General features: G+C 36.1%; 14 protein-coding genes. 5 read left to right on the top strand and 9 right to left on the bottom strand.

The window, feature by feature from the left end; genetic code table 11:
- Window positions 1-153 precede the first annotated feature (153 nt).
- Window positions 154-1,911, bottom strand: coding sequence for a hypothetical protein (locus EMTOL_RS01520; RefSeq protein ID WP_015027499.1), 1,758 nt, complete (start codon window positions 1,909-1,911; stop codon window positions 154-156).
- A gap of 150 nt (window positions 1,912-2,061) precedes the next feature.
- Between EMTOL_RS01520 and EMTOL_RS01515 the strand changes: the two genes are divergently transcribed.
- Window positions 2,062-3,843, top strand: a complete 1,782-nt coding sequence (locus EMTOL_RS01515; protein WP_015027498.1) for an ABC transporter ATP-binding protein — start codon at window positions 2,062-2,064, stop codon at window positions 3,841-3,843.
- A gap of 27 nt (window positions 3,844-3,870) precedes the next feature.
- Here EMTOL_RS01515 and EMTOL_RS01510 read toward each other — a convergent pair whose 3' ends face one another.
- Both EMTOL_RS01510 and EMTOL_RS01505 read right to left on the bottom strand, forming a co-directional pair.
- Complete coding sequence (locus EMTOL_RS01510) at window positions 3,871-4,827, bottom strand: DUF4238 domain-containing protein (RefSeq protein WP_305953153.1); 957 nt, start codon at window positions 4,825-4,827, stop codon at window positions 3,871-3,873.
- Window positions 4,828-4,982: 155 nt separating this feature from the next.
- A complete protein-coding gene (locus tag EMTOL_RS01505; protein ID WP_015027496.1) occupies window positions 4,983-7,076 on the bottom strand; it encodes a prolyl oligopeptidase family serine peptidase in 2,094 nt (697 codons plus the stop codon).
- A 168-nt stretch (window positions 7,077-7,244) separates the two neighbouring features.
- Between EMTOL_RS01505 and fdhD the strand changes: the two genes are divergently transcribed.
- Window positions 7,245-8,084, top strand: coding sequence for a formate dehydrogenase accessory sulfurtransferase FdhD (gene fdhD / locus EMTOL_RS01500; RefSeq protein WP_015027495.1), 840 nt, complete (start codon window positions 7,245-7,247; stop codon window positions 8,082-8,084).
- A 133-nt stretch (window positions 8,085-8,217) separates the two neighbouring features.
- On the top strand, window positions 8,218-10,524 hold the full coding sequence (locus tag EMTOL_RS01495; RefSeq protein ID WP_015027494.1) for an FdhF/YdeP family oxidoreductase: 2,307 nt from the start codon (window positions 8,218-8,220) through the stop codon (window positions 10,522-10,524).
- 19 nt (window positions 10,525-10,543) lie between these two features.
- Here the strand turns inward: EMTOL_RS01495 and glmS are convergent, their stop codons facing one another.
- The gene (gene glmS, locus EMTOL_RS01490; protein WP_015027493.1) at window positions 10,544-12,382 is read right to left on the bottom strand and encodes a glutamine--fructose-6-phosphate transaminase (isomerizing); all 1,839 of its coding nucleotides are present in this window, start codon (window positions 12,380-12,382) and stop codon (window positions 10,544-10,546) included.
- 490 nt (window positions 12,383-12,872) lie between these two features.
- Between glmS and aceB the strand changes: the two genes are divergently transcribed.
- Together aceB and aceA are read left to right on the top strand one after the other, a co-directional pair.
- Window positions 12,873-14,474 carry a malate synthase A gene (gene aceB, locus EMTOL_RS01485; RefSeq protein WP_015027491.1) on the top strand — a complete coding sequence of 534 codons (1,602 nt, stop codon included), beginning with the start codon at window positions 12,873-12,875 and terminating at the stop codon, window positions 14,472-14,474.
- A gap of 54 nt (window positions 14,475-14,528) precedes the next feature.
- Window positions 14,529-15,812 carry an isocitrate lyase gene (aceA, locus tag EMTOL_RS01480; protein WP_015027490.1) on the top strand — a complete coding sequence of 428 codons (1,284 nt, stop codon included), beginning with the start codon at window positions 14,529-14,531 and terminating at the stop codon, window positions 15,810-15,812.
- 54 nt (window positions 15,813-15,866) lie between these two features.
- Here aceA and EMTOL_RS01475 read toward each other — a convergent pair whose 3' ends face one another.
- The 5 genes from EMTOL_RS01475 to EMTOL_RS01455 form a co-directional block, all read right to left on the bottom strand.
- Entirely contained in the window at window positions 15,867-17,198 is a 1,332-nt protein-coding gene (locus EMTOL_RS01475) for a DUF4270 family protein (RefSeq protein ID WP_197491650.1), read from the bottom strand.
- A 37-nt stretch (window positions 17,199-17,235) separates the two neighbouring features.
- Window positions 17,236-18,048 carry a glycogen/starch synthase gene (locus tag EMTOL_RS01470; RefSeq protein WP_015027488.1) on the bottom strand — a complete coding sequence of 271 codons (813 nt, stop codon included), beginning with the start codon at window positions 18,046-18,048 and terminating at the stop codon, window positions 17,236-17,238.
- 230 nt (window positions 18,049-18,278) lie between these two features.
- Window positions 18,279-18,788, bottom strand: a complete 510-nt coding sequence (locus tag EMTOL_RS01465; protein ID WP_015027487.1) for a GNAT family N-acetyltransferase — start codon at window positions 18,786-18,788, stop codon at window positions 18,279-18,281.
- A 141-nt stretch (window positions 18,789-18,929) separates the two neighbouring features.
- Window positions 18,930-20,489, bottom strand: a complete 1,560-nt coding sequence (locus EMTOL_RS01460; protein ID WP_015027486.1) for an acyl-CoA carboxylase subunit beta — start codon at window positions 20,487-20,489, stop codon at window positions 18,930-18,932.
- 190 nt (window positions 20,490-20,679) lie between these two features.
- On the bottom strand, window positions 20,680-21,420 hold the full coding sequence (locus EMTOL_RS01455; RefSeq protein WP_015027485.1) for a LytR/AlgR family response regulator transcription factor: 741 nt from the start codon (window positions 21,418-21,420) through the stop codon (window positions 20,680-20,682).
- Window positions 21,421-21,422 lie beyond the last annotated feature (2 nt).

Here is a 21,422-nt window from a genome sequence, read left to right as displayed (position 1 = left end):
CCGTCGGTTTTAACCGACGGGATGAAGGGAAAAAAGCAAAATGGCTTTAGCCTAAACTTCTATATTGGGTTTGTTTAAAGCCATTTTGCTTTTATGATAATGTCGTCAGCTAAAGCAGACGGCAATTAAGTACACTATAAATTTGCATTCGAACTATGATAGTGTTATTTTATGCTTAAAAGGAACAATGCCCGTCAAGAAAACGTGCATTCCTTCGGTTCGAAGACTCCCAAAATGTGAGGTGTACATTTCTCCTTCAAGGCCTCGAAGTTTTGAATGTTTGAAAATTCCATCCCCAAATTTAATACTATCTTTCCCGAATTTATATTCACCCGTTCCACTTTCGAGTGTATAATTATCGGCATCATCAAGTTTTTTCAAACCAATAAATTCTCCTCCTTCTCTAAAGCAAAACTCAATTGTAACTTTTACGCCTTCTGCACCTTTTACATTAAACAACAGCTCGGCTAAACCATTTTTTTCTTCTATACTAATTGTAGTTTCGATGGTTTTGATGTTGCTTTGCGGGCGATTCTCAAAGTCCATTTTATTCCAGAATCTACCATCGGTACTCGGTGAATGTTGGTAATTGCCATCAGCACGTTTAAACTCATCAGGTAATGGCTGATAATAGGGAGCTTCAATTTTTTGACTAAGTATATATTGGTTTCCTTCTTTCTTTAAGCCATCACTTCTAAAATAACCTGTACTGAAGAAATCTGTTGAGAAACGCATGTATTTCAGAATGGCTTCACCTTTGCGGTAGCTAAAGAAGCTCGGACTGGTCGAACGCCCTGAGGCAATAATTGTGGGTTTATCCGTTCCACCGAAAATGGTCAAAGTTGTATCTTTTCGGCGAATTCTAGCTAAACTTGTGGTTTTGAAAAACTGTTCAAAATTAGTGTTCAATTCGGCAGGTTTTGGTAGAGGCTTACGTAAATCAGCATCATCGGTTAAGAATGCTAATAAATCTGGCATATTTTTCTCTTCAAAACCTTTTATTTGCTCAATTTGCTTACTGATTGCCGCAAATTCTGTATCATTATCATGGATAGCCATGTGACGATAGTCTAAATAAAAGGGAAGTGCATTCATACCAATAAATTGGTCCTGACGTCTCGAATCATTTGTAACCATTTCACCGTTAGGTTCCATATAATAGTAGCTCATTCGAAGATTTTTTCGTACATAGTCATATAATTTAGGACGATTCAGTAATCTTGCCATTGTAATGAGGCAGTTGTCTGTCACTTCTCCATATATCATACTACGTTCAAGATAATGGCCATCGGCATCAATAAAAATATATTCAGAAAGCCATTCATCTATTCTTCTGACATATTTTTTATCAGGATATAAATCATTGATACGTGCCAATGCCGCCGAAATTACCCAGCGATGATTAGGCGTATGCACGCCACCTGTTCGCATGGCTTCACCAGCTTCTAGAATAAAGTCTTTTAATAATTCCTTTACGTTATTGAGAGCTGGAATTGATATTTTACGTAGAATTCTATCAGCTACACAAAGAGGCTCTAAAATAAAAGCGGTGTCGGGCGGGGATGCCAAATTACCAAGGTCAAGCGTGCCATCTACTTTTTGAAATTTAATCAGAAATTTTAAAATACGAGTCATAGCTGGTATTAGCTCTGTTTTCTGATAATAGCGTGAAGTTGGCTCGGCTATTGCCGCTGAAAGATTCGCAAAATCGAACCCTAATCTTCTTCGAATTTCGGTGATTTCAACCTCAAAAATTTTCAGTAGTTTTTCAACTTCTTGATTATTAGCTTTTACAACATTTTGTAAGAAAGTATCTGTATCTTCTGCCCAAGAAAAATAAGGCGAGAGTGTAAACATGGAGCCAATTCCTAAACATTGTTTAAGAAATGTTTGTCGAGTAATGTTTGGCATACTTAGGGTTGAATTTTAGCTTGTAAAAGTATAGGGAAGTATGTGGGCTTGCAAATGATTTATTGCTCAAAATTGATACTTTATTCAAACACAAGGCTAAAATTGACTAAATTGTGGTCTTAAAATTAGATTATTGTAGCTTTGATTGATATGAAGGAGAAGACGATTTATAAAAACCCATATTTTTCATTATTGAAAACCGCTTGGAAATATGCCAAGCACGAACGTAAACGATACCTATTGATTTACGGTATGTTTGCAATAGCCAATGTGGTGTTTTCTTTGAACCCGATTTTATTCGGGTGGTTTATTGATAAAATTCAGCATGATTTTCAGCATACAATTAAATATACGGTTTGGTACGCCGTAGGTTATCTTGGCCTAAAGCTTTTAGAATGGGCGTTTCATGGCCCTGCACGAATCATGGAGCGACAATTAGCTTTTAATTTAAGTCGAAATTTCTTGCAAGAAATGTATCATCAAGCTTTGCATTTACCCGTAAAATGGCACCAAGACCACCACAGTGGCTCAACCATTAACCGAATTCGGAAAGCTTATGAGGCACTTAAAAATTTCTTTCAAAATGGTTTTATGTTTCTACATGCACTTTCAAAGTTTGTGTTTTCGTTTGGGGCAATGCTCTATTTTTCGCCTCTTTTCGGAGGAATTGGTATTTTGATTGGCATCTTTACGGTTTGGGTCATTTTTAAGTTCGATAAACCTTTCATCAAAACGCTTGATGAAGTAAATGAAAAAGAACACACGATTTCTTCAACTCTTTTTGATAGTCTTTCAAACATCATTACCGTCATTACGCTTCGATTAGAAAAAAGTATGGAGTTGGGTTTAATGGCAAAAGTGAAGGATTTATTTCCACCTTTTCGCAAAAATGTGGAGATTAATGAATGGAAATGGTTTACGGCCGAAATGCTCGTTGGTCTCACGTATGTGGTGATTACGTTGGGTTACGTGTATCAAAATTACGAGCCAAATAAGGTTTTTTATGTAGGTGGTTTAGTTACATTGTTGGGCTTTGTGAATCAGTTTACTAGTGTTTTTCATGATGTGGCTTGGCAATACACCGAAATTGTGCAGTACAATACCGATGTGCAAACGGCTCGCTCGATTGCTGACGATTATGCCAATAATCACCGAGCAGAAACGACCATTGCTTTGCCACAAAAATGGCAAACAATTTCGATTGATAATCTAAGTTTTTCGCACCGAGATTCGTATGATGAAGGTCACGCTCCGCAGAGTTTACATGATATTTCGATAAAGATTCAACGAGGTAAGAAAATTGCATTTATTGGTGAAAGCGGTAGTGGAAAAAGTACGCTACTTGCCTTATTAAGAGGGCTTTATGAGCCAGAAGCGAATATGAAATTTGAAGTTGATGGAAAACCCTTTCAGATGGCAACGCTCAACGAAACCGTAACGCTATTTCCGCAAGAACCTGAGATTTTTGAGAATACGATTCGCTATAATATTACACTTGGATTACCTTTTGAGAAAGATGATGTTTGGAAGGTTTGTGATGAAGCTTATTTTACTGATACGGCCAAAAATCTTCCCAATGGCTTAGAATCAAGTATTCAAGAAAAAGGAGTCAATCTTTCGGGTGGACAAAAGCAACGTTTGGCTTTGGCTCGTGGAATTTTGGCCGCCCAAACCAGTGAAGTGGTGCTGATGGACGAACCAACGAGCAGCGTTGACCCCAAAACCGAAGCATTGATTTATGAGCGTTTGTTTGAAACTTTCTCCGATAAAGCAGTCATTTCTTCGCTTCATCGTTTGCATTTACTTCGCTATTTCGATTATGTGTACGTACTCAGTCAAGGGAAGATTGTAGCCGAGGGTACTTTCGAGGTTTTAAAAACTACAAATCCAATTTTTCAAGAACTTTGGAAACATCAGGATGTGGAGGGGTGAAAAATTATAAAAAGGCTTACTAAAACCTTATTTTGGGGTACTTTTGTATTGTTGGGTACTGTTCCAAACAGTTCGTAGAACATTTTCATTAGCCCCATAGATTTCATTATTAGCAACTGCTGCTGTCTGTAAATTTATAAAATGAACTAATTCATAAGGAATGTTTAAGTAATTCAATATTTTTAAATCATTCTTTGAATGTGAATGTTTATTAGCAGATATTTGTAAAGCTAATCTCGAAGTTAGAGGGAAGATGAATGTAAAGTTACCTTTGAATTTAGTATTAAATAACATACCCGATTCTAAACAAAATCCAGGATTATCTGATGTTATAAATTGATTATTTATTGGAGAATAAAGGATTTGCCAATCGAGATTTATTAGTAAAAAATTAATGTAATTATGAATTGACTTTTCTTCTAAATGTCGATTAAGTAAAAATAAATTATGAAGGTCTTTAGATGTATTATTTTTTAAATTCTCTTTTGATAAGTAAGTCGCTTCAATAGCTAATTCAATGGGTAAATTGAATTCTTTTGAAATATGTTCAATAAAAAAAACATCATTAATCATTTCATCGACTACATTATCAATAGTCTTAACATAATCAGATTTTCTAAAAAATGGATTTCTGAATTTTATATCAACCAAACCAAAAATTAGCTTTTCACAATCATCTTTTGTCAAAAAAGACTGTTTTTTTGCAATTTTATCTATTACAATTCCAATGCGATTCTCATATTTTTGAAATACATTTTTTTCAATATAAAATGGGTCTTGTATGTTGTATGGATTCAGCAAACTTACATTATCAAATTTATAGTAATCTTTATCATAGCATATTGCAGCTGTAGCAAACCCTTTAAACTTCTGAGGTAATTTTGTATCTAATTTACACTTAAAAATTTGTTTATTTCGATTGGTAAACTTTTCTAAGTATCCTTTTTGTGGAACAAGATGGTGGTTTCTTGGATTATTGGTCATAGCAAAATACATAATGAAATTTTAATTACTAAGGTATGAAAAAGGGGTGATACACCCCCTTTTTCATTCAAGAAAGAGAAAACGATTTTAGAAAATTGGTTGAGCAAGTTTGATAAATTATGGCACATCTTTAAGATGTGCCATAATTTCTTTTCTTAAAAATTCGGCACAAAGCCCATATTCCACCAAATAAACGCATAAATATCAGCAGTTGATTCGAGGTTTTTCTTGGTATTACTTGCTCCATGACCAGAGTTTGTATCAATCTTTATTAATAATGGATTTTTGCTGCTTCCGGCTCCTTTTTCTTGTAATGTAGCAGCATATTTGAATGAGTGAGCTGGCACAACTCTATCATCGTGGTCGGCCGTTGTGATGAGTGTTGCTGGGTAATTAATACCCGATTTTATGTTATGAATCGGAGAATAACCGTATAAAGTTTTAAACTCTTCAGCATTATCCGACGAACCATAATCGGCAATCCAGTTCCAACCGATTGTAAATTTTTGGAAACGAAGCATATCCATTACACCCACTTGTGGAATAGCCACTTTTGCTAAATCTGGACGTTGATTCATTACTGCTCCAACCAAAAGACCACCATTTGAACCACCACGAATGGCCAAATGAGCGTTATCACAATATTTTTGATTAATTAAATATTCTCCTGCCGCAATAAAATCATCAAAAACATTCTGTTTTTTGAGTTTCATACCTTGCTCATGCCATTTTTCGCCGTATTCGCCACCACCACGAAGGTTCGCAGAAGCATAAACGCCACCTTGTTCCAAGAATGGAATTAGGGTTGGATTAAAACTTGGATTTAAGTTTACATTAAAGCCTCCGTAGCCATAAAGCAATGTTGGATTTTGTCCATTGAGTTTTAAGCCTTTTTTATAGACAATAAACATCGGAATTTTCGTGCCATCTTTACTTGTATAGAAAACTTGTTTCGTTTCAAAATCAGTTGCTTTAAAATCTACTTCTGGCGAGCGGAAAACCGTACTTTTCTTGCTTGCAATATCGTACCTGAAAATAGTAGGAGGGTAGTTGAAGGTGCTGAAAGTATAGAACACAAATTTATCATCAGCTTCGCCACCAAAGCCACCTGCCGAACCCAAAGATGGTAATTGTACTTCATTTTCAAGCTTTCCGTTGAAATCATAGACATACACACGAGTCGTGACATCTTTCAAATACAAGGCAAATAACTTACCACCTGCCGAACTTACTCCTTGTAATGGCTCTGGTTTTTCGGGTAAAATCGTTGACCATTTACCAGTGACAATATCAAACTTTTCTACTTTATCATTGGGTGCATTGTGGTTGGTTTGTACCAAAAATGCTTGACCAACATTATCAACAATGCTATAACTCGAATTGGTAATTTCCGAAACTATTGGTTTAAATTCTTTCTCGCCCGCAGCTCTGTAATAAAGGGCATTTCCATCTTTTCCTTTACCACGGTCGCTGATGCTCAAGAATGCAAATTTTTGGTCTTCACTCGTATAAACGCCATTGAAGCGTTGAGGATTGGTTTTATCTTCAAAAACCAGCTCATCTTCTGCCTGACTTGTACCAACTTTATGAAAAAATACTTGATGATTTTCGTTTTTGGCGGCTAAAGCACTTCCTTCTGGTTTCGGATAACGGCTATAATAAAAACCATTTCCTTGCCACGAAATACCCGAAACTTTCACCCATTCGAGTTTATCTTTTAGGTTTTGTTTCGTAGCCATATCCATAATTACAATATCTTGCCAGTCAGAACCACCTTTCGATAAAGCCATTGCTCCATACTTTCCATCTTTCGATAATACAAATTGTACCAAACGTGTAGTACCATCGGCAGAAAGTTTATTGGGGTCAATAACTAACTCTGGTATGCCATCAAGCCCTTTTTGGCGATAAAGTACAGATTGATTCTGTAAACCATCATTTTTGTAGAAATAGAACCATTCTCCTTTGCGTGAAGGAGAAGAATATTTGGGGTAATTATAGATTTTTTCCAATCGTTTCATGATTTCGCCACGATACGGAATTTGCTCGAAGTATTTATTGGTTACTTCATTTTGTTGTTTTACCCACTCGGAGGTTTCTGCCGAACGGTCATCTTCAAGCCAACGATAAGGGTCGGCAACTACGGTACCATGATACGTGTCGGTGTGGTCGATTTTTTTTGTTACTGGATAATTATACTGAGCCATTGCTAAACTGGGGAACAAGAGAGAAATTAGAATTTTTTTCATAGTTTTTTCAAGGTCTGACTGAAGATCAGGCTATTTTATTATTGATGAATAAATTGTAGGACAAGTTTGAAACTTGTGAACGATAGCGTAATAGCATTTTAATAAACAAACAACTATCAATCAAAGAAGTTTTACTAATTTGGTCGAATAAAGAAAACCTCTGAGCAAATGTACGGAATAAAATCTTTTGAAATAAAGAAATTTGGGGCGAAAAATGTGGAAAAAACACCCGATTTGGTAGCTTGGGAAGAGCCTTTAGAAATTCGTTTAGGGTTTGGAAATGAACAAAATCGACAACAAAAGAGTATTTCAGTCACGATGAGAACGCCCACTGGTCATGATTTTGAGTTGGCATTAGGTTTTTTATTTACGGAGGGTATCATTAGTCAAATAGAAGATATTTTATCTATTCATTATTGTACTGATGCTGGCCGACAAGCCGAGCAAAATATAGTAAGAATAGAGTTAAAGCCATCCATAGAAGTAGATTTTCGAAATTCTGAACGCTACTTTTATGCAACGTCAAGTTGTGGTGTATGTGGGAAAGCCACCATCGAAGCGATTGAGCAAAAATGCCCGATTATTCCTAAAAGTGATTTCAAAGTTTCAGTTGAGTTTATACAGAGTTTACTTAAAATTTTAACAAAGCATCAGGTTTTTTTTCAATATACAGGCGGTTTGCATGCCGCTATGATTCATTCGCCTATTGATAATGAAATAGGAGTATTGAGAGAAGACATTGGTCGCCATAACGCCCTTGATAAAGTTATAGGAGCAGCATTTCAAGCTAATATTTTACCACTTAAGCATAATATTCTGGTTATGAGCAGTCGGGCAAGTTTTGAAATAATTCAGAAAGCAGCAATGGCGGGTATTCCGATTATAGCTTGTGTGGGAGCACCTTCAAGTTTGGCCATCGAAACAGCCCAATCATTGGGAGTTACGTTAATTGGATTTTTAAGAGAAAATGGGTTTAATGTTTATTCGCACGAAAGCCGAATTGAATAATTTTATCAAAACAGAATTTATTCAGTTTCATTTAGAATAGAAAGCAGTTCCTTTGTTCTTTTAGGCATTGAATTTATTCAATGAACTATCGTAGAAGTAGATTTTTCGCTATGTTTGAAAAACGCAAAATAGTATGTCAAAAATAAACCCCCAACCACCCACCGATTTTACAGGAATAAAAACTGCTGAACCAGCCAAAGAAGCAGCGGGTTTTACTGCGGTATTTTCTTCTGTAAAGCACGTTTTTGGTGCGATGCCAATCAGACGAGGCCTAAAATCTCTATTAAACTTAAATCAAAAAGGTGGTGTCGATTGCCCCAGTTGTGCATGGCCAGACCCTGATGGTCAACGTTCAAAAATTGCTGAATATTGTGAAAATGGAGCAAAATCCATTGCCGAGGAAGCCACTACGAGAAAAGTTACTCCCGTTTTTTTTCAAAAATATTCGGTGGCAGAGCTTTCACAAAAATCTGATTATTGGTTGAGTCAGCAGGGAAGATTAACGCATCCTTTAATTGTAAGAGAAGGAGTACAGCACTACGAAAAAATATCTTGGACTGATGCTTTTCAACTTATTGGTAATCAATTAAATAGCTTAGATTCACCTGATGAGGCAATATTTTATACATCTGGAAGAACAAGTAATGAGGCCGCCTTTTTATACCAACTTTTTATCAGAATGTATGGTACAAACAATATGCCCGATTGCTCAAATATGTGTCACGAGTCAAGTGGCTCGGCTTTGGGTGAAACTTTAGGTTTAGGAAAGGGTTCGGTCAAATTAGAAGATTTTGAGAAGGCAGAAGTGATTATGATTCTCGGGCAAAACCCCGGTACAAATCATCCAAGAATGCTTTCTGCTCTCGAAAAGGCCAAACGTGCAGGAACAAAAATAATATCAGTAAATCCTTTAGTCGAAGCAGGTTTGTTGAAGTTTAAGCATCCACAAGAAGTAAAAGATGTATTGTTTGGTGGTGAAAAACTAACGGATATTTATTTACAAATAAGAATCAATGGAGATTTGGCCTTATTAAAAGCCTTCAACAAGATTTTATTTGAAGCAGAAAAGCAAACAGGAGAGGTTTTTGATAAAGATTTTTTAATTAATCATACAGAAAACTACGAAAATTATATAAAAAGCCTTGAAAAGGAATCTTTAGAGCAGCTTTCAGCCGAATGTGGTATTGCCTTAGAAGAAATAAGAGCGGCGGCTGAATTATTGATTACAAATAAAAAAATTATCGTTTGCTGGGCCATGGGGCTAACCCAGCATAAAAATTCAGTGCCAACCATTCGTGAGGTGGTTAATCTTCTTTTATTAAAAGGAAGTATTGGTATTGAAGGTGGTGGAACTTGCCCCGTACGTGGACACTCAAACGTTCAAGGCGACCGCACAATGGGTATCTTTGAAAGACCTAAAGCAGAATTTTTAAATAATCTACAAAAAGTATTTGGTTTTGAACCTCCACGAAAGCATGGTTATGATATTGTAGAGGCTATCAAAGCAATGGCGGAAGGTAAAGCAAAAGTTTTTATTGGTTTGGGAGGTAATTTCTTATCAGCTACACCCGATACTGAGTTTACGGCTAAAGCCCTGCAAAATTGCGATTTAACGGTTCATATTTCTACCAAACTCAATCGTAGTCATCTAATTCACGGAAAATCGGCTTTGATTTTGCCAACTTTAGGCCGAACTGACCTTGATATGCAAGCAGGTGGCGAACAATTTGTTTCGGTTGAAGATTCGATGGGAGTGGTGCATAGTAGCAAAGGAAATCTAAAGCCTGTCTCTGAACATTTGCTGAGCGAACCAGCCATCGTAGCAGGAATCGCAAAAGCGACTTTAAAAAGTACAAATCTTGATTGGGATAAACTCATAGCCAATTATGATAATATCAGAGATTTAATTGAGCAATCAATAGCAGGTTTTGATAATTATAATATCCGTGTTCGAAATGATGGAGGTTTCTATTTACCAAATCCTCCTCGTGAAAGAAAATTTTCAACCGATACTCAAAAAGCCAAGTTTACTATAAATACATTGGAAAACATAAAATTGGCAGAAGGTGAGTATTTGATGATGACTATTAGAAGTCATGACCAATTTAATACTACAATCTATGGTTTAGATGACCGATACCGAGGGATTTTTAATGAAAGAAGAATCATTATGATGAATGAAACTGATATGCAAGAAGCAAAATTTGAAAAATATCAGGTGGTGAATCTTTATAATAATCACGGTGGGATTGAGCGAATAGCTGAGAAATTTATCGTTGTACCTTACAATATTCCGCAAAAATGTGTGGCAACTTATTTTCCAGAAGCCAATGTTTTAGTACCGATTGATAGTTTCGCTGATATTAGTAAAACTCCAACTTCAAAATCGGTTGTAATTAGAATGAAGCCTATGTATAAAAACCTTGGCAGGGTTTTGTAATCCTGCCAAGTTTAAAAGTTTACTCCACAGTAACCGATTTTGCAAGGTTACGTGGTTGGTCAACGTTTCTTCCACGAAGTACGGCGATATAATAAGATATTAATTGCAATGGAATAGAAGTCAATATTGGCGATAAAAGTTCGTTGGTTCTTGGTACTTCAATCGTGAAGTCCACCATGTTAGGAATCAAATTATCTCCTTCTGTAACAATTGCAATTACTCTACCTTTACGAGCTTTTACTTCTTGAATATTCGAAACAATTTTCTCATATGAACTATCCTTGGTAGCAATAAATACCACTGGCATATCTTCATCAATCAATGCAATTGGGCCGTGTTTCATTTCTGCGGCTGGATATCCTTCGGCATGAATGTATGAAATCTCTTTTAATTTCAAGGCTCCTTCTAATGCAACTGGGAAATTTAACCCACGACCCAAGAAGATGAAATTTGATGCAAATGTGAATAGTTTTGAAATATCTTTTACTTTTTCTGCATTTTTTAAAATTTTCTCAACTTTACTCGGTATTGCGTCTAATCCAAATATTAATTCACGATAAAGCTCATTGCTGATAGTGCCTTTCTTTTGAGCCACCGCAATAGCTATCAAAGAAAGCACCGTTACTTGTGCTGTAAATGCTTTTGTACTGGCTACCCCGATTTCAGGCCCTGCGTGAGTGTAAACTCCCGCATGAGTAATACGAGCAATGGACGAACCAACTACATTACAAACGCCCAAAATAATAGCCCCTTTCGATTTGGCCAGTTCCAAAGCGGCCATTGTATCGGCAGTTTCTCCAGATTGCGAAATAGCAATCACAATATCTCCCTCTTTGATGATTGGATTTCGGTATCTAAATTCAGAGGCATATTCCACTTCAACATTGATACGTGCCAATTCTTCAAATAAATATTCACCCACTAATCCAGCATGCCAAGAAGTACCACAAGCAACAATTACAATTCGTTTAGTTTTGGCAATTTTATCTAAATAACTTCCCAAACCTCCCAAAACCAATGTGGCATCTTCAGTATTGATACGCCCACGCATCGAATCGGCAATCGAACGTGGTTGCTCGAAGATTTCTTTTAGCATGAAATGTTCATAACCACCTTTTTCAATAGCTTCTAACTCTAATTCAACTGTTTGAATGTAGGGGTCAATTTCTTCGTTCGATAAATTCTTGACTGTGAGTTCATTATCTTTTACAACCGCAATTTCGTAATCATCTAAATAAACTACATCTTTTGTATATTCTATAATTGGTGTAGCATCAGAAGCAAAGAAAAATTCGTCATCTCCTATACCAATCACTAAAGGACTTCCCTTGCGTGCAGCAATGAGTTGGGTTGGATTTTCAGCATCCATAATTACAATGGCATACGCACCCACTACTTCATGAAGGGCAATTCTTACGGCTTCTTCTAGCGAACACTTCTTGTTTTTTTGAATATCTTCTACAAAGTTTACCAATACTTCTGTATCTGTTTGGCTTTGAAAAGTATAACCTTTGTTTAAAAGACTTTGCTTAATTGAAGCATAGTTTTCAATAATTCCATTGTGAATGATGGCAAATCTTCCACTATTTGAATAATGAGGGTGAGCGTTAACATCGTTTGGCTCACCATGTGTTGCCCAACGAGTATGGCCAATGCCGATGGTAGCAGAAAGTTCTTTATCTCTTAGCTCGTTTTCAAGGTCTTTTACTTTCCCCTTTTTCTTATATACTTTTAATCCATTACTATTCAATAATGCAATGCCCGAGCTATCATAGCCACGGTATTCCAAACGTTTCAATCCTTTAATAATTAAAGGAGCAGCCTCTCTGTGCCCCACATAAGCTACAATTCCACACATATTTTTTGGTGATTTAGAATAGATTTCTAGGTTAGAAAAAACTTTATACTTCAATGAATTGCTTCTCTTAACCTATCAATTTTGTTGATAAACCTTTACTATAGAAAAAACAATACTTTATCTGTGAAATATCCAATAAATACTGTATTTCTTGACTTTGATTCAAATGTATATAAAAATTTATATATCCAAATAATGCCTGTTTGACATTCTTTTCTTTTGATTTTTAATGGAAAAATATTTAGCTGTAAAGAGTCAATTCTTATAAAATTTTAATTAATAAGCCATTGAATCAAAGATATTTTTTCTTTTTTTATCTATAAATGCTAAAATAATATATATAAATAAAATAATATCAAGAAAATATATTCTTATATAAAGAATTAATAGCGAATATTGTATATATAGCGAATATTCGCTTGTTAGTTTGAATTTCCTTTTATAGCTTTGAATCATCATACACTTCATCAACAATTAACCAAATTTTAAAATGCGAACAAATACCGACACCTCAGTAGATATCTTAGGCGAAGTAAAACCAGCCTATGAGACAATCTTAACTCCTGAAGCCATTGATTTTATTATTGGGCTACACAAAAGGTTCAATTGGAGAAGAGAAGATTTATTGACACAACGCCAAGAGCGTCAGCATAGAATCGATGCTGGTGAAATGCCTAACTTTTTAGAGTCTACTAAACAGATAAGAGAATCGGAGTGGCAAATAAATCCTATTCCACAAGATTTGCAAAATCGACGAGTTGAGATTACTGGCCCCGTTGACCGACGAATGATAATCAATGCTCTCAATTCAGGAGCAAAAGTTTTCATGGCTGATTTCGAGGATGCTAATTCTCCTACTTGGGATAATTGTATAGAAGGCCAGTTGAATTTACGAGCAGCCATTCGTCGTGAGATAGATTTTATAGCAGAAAATGGTAGAACTTATTCTTTGAATGAAAAAACGGCTGTGTTGAAAGTAAGACCAAGAGGATGGCATTTGTTAGAAAAGCATTTAGAAGTTGAGGGAGAACCAATTTCAGCGTCAATTTTTGACTTTGGCTTGTATTTTTTTCATAATGCAAAACAGCTTATTGAAAATGGCAGTGGTCCATATTTTTACTTACCTAAACTTGAAAGTCATTTAGAAGCACGTTTATGGGATGATATTTTCGTAGCAGCCCAAGAAACTTTGGGTATTCCAATTGGAACAATCAAGGTTACGGTTTTGATAGAAACGATTTTGGCTGCTTTTGAGATGGATGAGATAATCTACGAGCTTCGCCGTCATTTAGCTGGTCTAAACGCTGGTCGATGGGATTATATCTTTAGTGTAATCAAAAAATTTAGAAATCATGCAGAATTTATCTTGCCTGATCGTGCAGATGTAACGATGCGAGTACCTTTTATGCGTGCCTATACTCAATTATTGGTTAAAACTTGTCATCGAAGAGGGGCACATGCTATTGGAGGAATGGCTGCATTTATTCCGAATCGGAGAGATGAAAAAGTTAATACTTTGGCTTTTGAGAGAGTAACTGCCGATAAAGAACTCGAAGTAAATAATGGATTTGATGGAACTTGGGTAGCTCACCCAGATTTGGTGCCAGTGGCTATGGAAGCATTCAATAAGAAATTAGGGGAAAAGTCTCACCAAAAAGAAATTTTGAGGGAGGATGTAAGGGTAACTGCAGACGATTTATTGGATGTAAGAATTGATAATGCCACAATAACAGAAAACGGTCTTCGAACGAATATCAATGTAGGAATTCTTTACATAGATTCTTGGTTACGAGGCATTGGTGCTGCTGCCATACATAATTTAATGGAAGATGCTGCAACTGCCGAAATCTCAAGAGCACAAATTTGGCAATGGCTGAAACATCGGGTGAAGACTCAAGAAGGAGATATTATTGAACCTAATTATTACCATCAACTACTGGTTGAAGAAGTGGAAAAGATTAAAAAATTGGCAGAAAATGGTCAAATTCCAGAGGGGAAATATAAAAAAGCAGCAGAGTTATTCAATACATTAGTTATGAAACGCCAATTCAGCGAATTTCTGACTTTAGGTGCATATAAAGAACTTGAATAAGTTTTCCGAATAAAATACAAACAACATTTCATCAACAATAAACTAATTACAAAAATGACAACGAGACAACAACGAATCAATGAGTTAATTTCTGATTGGACAACTAATCCACGCTGGAAAGGTATCGAACGACCATATACTGCTGATGAAGTAGTAAAACTTACTGGCTCTTTTCAAATTGAGCACACCATTGCGAAGTTGGGTGCTGAACGCCTCTGGAAAATGCTTAATCAAGATAATTGGGTAGCTGGTTTAGGAGCTTTAACAGGAAATCAGGCCATTCAAGAGGTTCAAGCAGGAATGAAAGCTATTTACCTATCTGGTTGGCAAGTAGCAGCAGATGCCAATTTAGCTGGACAGATGTATCCTGACCAAAGCCTTTATCCAGCCGATTCAGTTCCAAGTGTGGTTCGTAGAATTAATAATGCATTATTACGTGCTGATCAGATTCAATCGGTTAATGGTGAAGGAGATACACATTGGTTAGTGCCAATTATTGCAGATGCAGAAGCTGGTTTTGGAGGAAATTTGAATGCATTTGAATTGATGAAAATGATGATTGAAGCAGGTGCTTCTGGTGTTCACTTTGAAGACCAACTTTCTTCAGCCAAGAAATGTGGTCATTTGGGTGGAAAGGTTTTGGTGCCTACCCAAGAAGCCATTAACAAACTTATTGCCGCTCGTTTGGCCGCTGATGTGATGGGCACTCAAACTTTAGTAATTGCAAGGACTGATGCAGAGGCTGCTAATTTGATTACCTCTGATATTGATGAACGTGACCATAAATTCATTAAATCTACTGAACGTACACCCGAAGGATTCTTTTATGTGAAAAATGGATTAGAGCAAGGTATCAATCGTGGTTTAAGTTATGCTCCCTATGCTGATTTAATTTGGATGGAAACTGGAAATCCAGACTTAGGTTTAGCTAGAGAATTTGCTCAAGGAATTCGAGAAAAATATCCTGAAAAAATGTTGGCTTATAATTGTTCACCTTCATTTAATTGGGCAAAATACATGAACGAAAATCAAATGCTCACCTTTCGTGAAGAATTGGCTGAGATGGGTTATAAGTTCCAATTTATAACTTTAGCTGGTTTTCATGCCCTAAATACTGCCATGTTTGAGTTATCGAGTGCTTATGTTGAACGAGGCATGGCTGGTTTCTCTGAATTACAGCAACGTGAATTTGCTCTTCAAAATAAAGGTTTTAAGGCTATCAAACATCAAGCTTTTGTTGGTACTGGATATTTTGATGCCGTTCAGAATGTCGTTACTGCGGGTGCCGCTTCAACAACTGCTATGGCTAATTCTACGGAAACTGAGCAGTTTCATTAAGCAAAAGCCCAGTTTGAGACTTTCAAACTGGGCTTTTTTTTGTTCAAAACCAACTTATTTTTTCGTTGAGTAATAAACATTCAGCTTTATATTTTTAACTACTAATCTAGATACATTACTATTATAAACCGAGATGGTAGAGGTTGTTGTATTCAATAAACTAGGAACGATTGCTAATCCGTTGTTTGTTTGCTTTTTATTAATCAAGTCTTGAAGTAAAGAAGTGAAATTAAAGCTATAACTATTGGTGGTTTTATTGTAAGATGCCGTATATTGAGTGCCAGTTAGACCATCTAGACCCACAAAATCAATTAAACCTGTTGATGTTTTTCTCAATCTATTTTCATTGTCTAAATGCACTAATGATACTTGAGCTGGAACGGGATAATTACCAGTGATTTGGTCTAAATCAGCCTCAATTACTAATTCAGCTTTATTGACAATCAAACTACCACTTGTTGCAAATGCTGATAATGAAGGGAAATTAATCTTTGGTGATATTCCGATACCTGATTGTAAATATGCACGATTGCTGGTTAGGCTTGACGAAATTGGTTGTAATTTTTTCAAGTTTTGTAGAACTGTACCCGCTCTATTACCTTGTATTTGACTAAAACGCTTTGAGTAAAATGTAAGTGGAATACTCTTTCTATCAGTCGATGTAGTAGTATGGTAGTAAAGCTGAATATAACTTCCGGCTAAAGAAATACCATAAACATTCTGAGCTGTTTGGTTTGAAACTAAAGCAATTCCTTTGACAGCAGCAGTAAATTTTTCGATTGTTGAACCTGATTCTGTATAGAATAATTTATAAATTTCTTCACCAAGTGATTTCGGTAATTTCATCGAAATTAAACTATCCTGTACGGTTGAATTAGCACGCTTTAATTCTTTATAAGTAAATGTCTTACTTGCCATTGGGGTTGGGTCGTAAGTCATTACATCTTCATTAGTATATCTTGTTTTATCAAAGCTCTGAGTGAGACGGTGAAGCGTAAGATTATAATCTTTGGTACTATCGCCGTAAGCAAAGCCATTATGAGCAAAAAATACGTAAACAGAGTCATAAACAGTGATACCTGAGTCTGCCGCAGGAAACTTAAGTGTTGTAAATACATCTGTATTCAATAATGGGAGGGAGATTTCGGTAAATGTTTTCGCACTTACTTCTCCTAAAAGAGGGTCTTTATAGCGTCCAACTACCCCACCAGCTTGTCCGGATGTAAATGTTGAATCAAGCAATAATGACGATGAGGCTACTTTTACAGTATCTGTAAAAATAGTTGCTACCTGACCACCAGTGTTTGATGTATTGATAAGAATTGCGGTTGGGTCTTCGCACGAGAAAAATAATGCGGAAAATAGCATTATTGCTAAATTCCGCATTGTTTTGAGATGTAAAAACTTTACATCTATACCAATATTATTCAGGAACAAGTTCTGTGTAAAGGTTAAAATACGTTTCCGTAACGTTGTCATCTTCAATGCTTGCTTCGATAGTGTTTGCTGCAATTTCATTCAAAAGTTTACTTAATTTTTCATTCGATTCCTCGTTGGCTCTTACAATAGCATCGGCGTACTGGCAACCTATTTTTATAAAACCTTCAAAATCGGCTGAACGTAGGTTTGATAAATTTTCATCCGAAACATCCATTGATTTGGCTTTTTCAATAATGTCTTCATCGAATTTATGGTCGAAGCTATTGTTATAAACTGTAAATACTGATTTAGTATCTTTAAAGACAGGGTCGTTTTTGTAAGTCGTTTTCAAATACAAAGGAATCAACGATGTCATCCAATCTGTACAATGAACGATGTCAGGAGCCCAACCAAGTTTTTTTACAGTTTCTAATACGCCCTTGCAGAAGAAAATTGTTCTTTCGTCATTATCATCGTAAAAACTTCCTTCCTTATCTAAGAAAACGTATTTTCTGTTAAAATAGTCTTCGTTGTCTAAAAAATAAACTTGCAATTTTGCAGTTGGTATCGAAGCTACTTTAATAATCAGGGGTTTTTCATCATCTCCAACGGTAATATTAATACCTGATAGACGCACCACTTCATGGAGGCGGTTTTTACGCTCGTTGATAGACCCAAAGCGTGGGATTAGAATTCTGATTTCCATGCCTTTCTCTTGCATGGCTTGCGGCAGTTTACGAAGAAATTCAGCTACTTCTGAAACTTGCAGGAAGGGATTTATCTCACTTGCGACGTATAGAATACGAAGTTTACGCATATCTCAATATATTATTAGTGGGAGGTGTCTTCCAAAAAAAAGTATGCAAAGATACGAAAAAAAACTAATTATTGGAACAATAATCTTTGAAAATCAGTGTTTAAGACTGAAAAAATGAGGTTTTGTTCGGAAAAGTTGATGTTTTTACATAAAGTTATAACTAAGAAAATTAGAGTTTAGACATAAAATTTGTTGAAAATCTTCAAAACCGAATCAATAACCTCTTTTGATTAGGCGATTTTTTTCTCCATCACAATGAATTCTAAAACTTGTTTGGGTAATCCGAACTTTGGGTTATCCATTGGAAATGGTTTTCGTTCTCCAGTTGATTGGTATCCTCGGCGTTCGTAAAATTCTATGAGTTCTTTTCTTACTGAAATGACAGTCATAGATACTTTTTCTAAATCTTCTTCTCTAGCTAATTGTTCAGCAGCTTTGATTAATTTTTTCCCAATTCCTGCTCCTTGTAATTCGGGCGAAACTGTTAACATTCCTAAGTAAAGTTTATCTGCTTGTTTTTCAAGGTAAACACAACCGAGAATTTTGTCATTTTCCGAATATTTTAGAATGGTGGCATTGGGGTTTGTAAGTAGTTCTTCTAAAGACTCTTCATCGGTTCTAATCCCATCTAATAAATGTTCTTCGGTTGTCCAACCTTTCTTAGAGGATTCTCCACGATATGCCGAATTAACTAATAAATTTAAAGCAGGGATGTCGCTTATGTTTGCTTTGCTAATCATTGTTATACGAATAATATTTTTCGCGAAAATATCACTTATCAGCTAATTATTAGATTCTAACCAAAGTTTTATTTTTTTGGCTGAATAAAAAAGGTACATGGAGAAATTCCAAGTACCTTTCAAATAAGAAAACGATTTTATTTATAGCGGAATATTTCCGTGTTTTTTACGAGGAAGATTTGTTGCCTTATTTTCAAGCATTTTAAATGCTTTTATCAATTTCTCACGTGTATCCACAGGATTTATAACCTCATCGATATAGCCACGGTGTGCCGCTTTGTAAGGATTAGCAAACTTTTCAGTGTATTCATCTACTTTATTTTGAAGTTCGGCTGCTGGGTCAACTGCTTCTGAAATTTCCTTTCTAAATATAATCTCTGCTGCACCAGCAGCACCCATTACAGCAATTTCGGCTGAGGTCCAAGCGTAATTCATATCAGCCCCAATGTGCTTTGAATTCATAACACAGTAAGCTCCCCCATAGGCTTTTCGAGTAATCACCGTAACTCTTGGTACTGTGGCCTCACAAAAAGCATAAAGTAATTTAGCTCCGTGCGAAATAATACCATTCCATTCTTGGTCAGTTCCCGGGAGAAAACCAGGTACATCTTCTAAAACTAAAAGTGGAATATTGTAACAATCGCAAAAGCGTACGAATCTTGCACCTTTCAAACTTGCATTTATATCAAGTACACCAGCCATTACTGCTGGTTGATTACCTACAACTCCGATACTTCGACCACCAATTCGGGCAAAACCAACAACAATATTTTCAGCAAAATTCTTATGTACTTCAAAAAAACTGCCTTCATCAACCAATTGCTCTACTACTTCACGCATATCATAAGGTTGATTCGGATTTTCGGGCATTAACTTGGCTAATTCTGGTCTTTTTTCATTTCCATTAGACTCATACGCCACGAATGGAGGTTGTTCTTCGCAGTTTGAAGGAATATAACTAAAGAGTTTTTTTATATCATTGATACACTCGACTTCATTTGGAGAAACAAAGTGTGTAACTCCTGATTTAGTGGCGTGTGTCATGGCTCCACCTAATTCTTCTGAACTCACATCTTCGTGCGTAACTGTTTTCACAACATTTGGCCCTGTTACGAACATATAAGAGGTATTCTCTACCATTAAAACATAATCTGTTAGGGCAGGAGAATAAACAGCTCCACCAGCACATGGCCCCATAATTGCCGAGATTTGTGGAATGACACCTGAAGCTAATGTGTTTCTGTAAAAAATATCTGCATAACCCGCCAAAGAGTTGACACCCTCTTGAATACGAGCACCGCCTGAATCATTTAGGCCAATGACTGGTGCACCATTTTTCATAGCCATATCCATGATTTTACAGATTTTTTCGGCATAAGTTTCAGAGAGAGAGCCGCCAAAAACCGTAAAATCTTGAGCAAAAACATAGACTAATCTACCCGAAATTGTACCGTAGCCAGTTACTACTCCATCACCTAAATAATATTCTTTATCTAAGCCAAAATCTTTGCTACGGTGCATAACAAAACGACCAATTTCCTCGAAAGTACCTTCATCGAGTAATAATTCGATGCGTTCACGTGCGGTAAGTTTACCTTTTTTATGTTGTGATTCGATTCTTTTTTCGCCGCCACCTAAGAGTGCTTCTTGATTTTTGCTATTCAGTATCTCTAGTTTGTCTAAGTTTGATTTTGCTGTCATTGTTATCTACGATGTTCATTGAGTTGGACAAATCTAAGAAATTCTAAAACAAAAAGGCGACTAATACTCTCGGTATTTTTGGATTTTCTTGCTAAATAAAAATAGATGAATAGGGATAGTCCATCAAGACGTTACGTAGAGACGTTACATGCAACGTCTCTACTGTGAGTAATAACGTAAATATTATTGATTACAGCGACATCAAATCTTTGAATTTGATGGCTTGGCGGCGAGATATTTCGATTTTTTCGGTAGTAGTTCCTTTATCTGTTGTTTTCAGTGTTACGAGTAAACCACCCGAAAACCAAGGCTCAATTTTATCAATCCAAGCTAGATTAATGATATGCTTCCGATTGGCACGGAAATAAATTTTGGGGTCAAGTCGTTCTTCTAAACTATTTAAAGATTTAAGAATCATAGGCTTTTGGTCGTCGAAATGCAGACGCACATAATTACCCATTGATTCAAACAAACGAACTTTACCTAAACGAACAAACCAGCATTTTTCACCATCTTTTACAAAAACTTGGTCTGATTCTCCCAAAAGCTTGATTCCTTCTTTGCGTTCAACATCATGAATTTGCTCTTCTTCAACACGTTGAATAGCTTCTGCCAAACGTTGTACATCAATTGGCTTCATCAAGTAATCAAGGGCATTGAATTCGAATGCTTTAAGAGCATATTCGTCATAAGCCGTTGTGAAAATTACTTCTGGTACTTTTCCTTCAATTGATTCTAGTAATTGGAAGCCTGTTTTACCGGGCATTTGAATATCCAAGAAAAGTAAATCTGGAGATAATTCATCAATTAAATTAAGGGCTTCATCGGCATTAGCAGCCTCGCCAATGATTTCAATTTTTGGAAAGTTTTCGAGCAAACGGCGTAATTCATTACGTGCTAGGCGTTCGTCATCAATGATAATTGCTTTCATGC

It is taken from the genome of Emticicia oligotrophica DSM 17448, from assembly GCF_000263195.1.
Lineage (GTDB): Bacteria > Bacteroidota > Bacteroidia > Cytophagales > Spirosomataceae > Emticicia > Emticicia oligotrophica.
The sequence above is the reverse complement of the archived record's forward strand: the minus strand, read 5'-3'. Positions and strand labels throughout refer to the sequence as shown.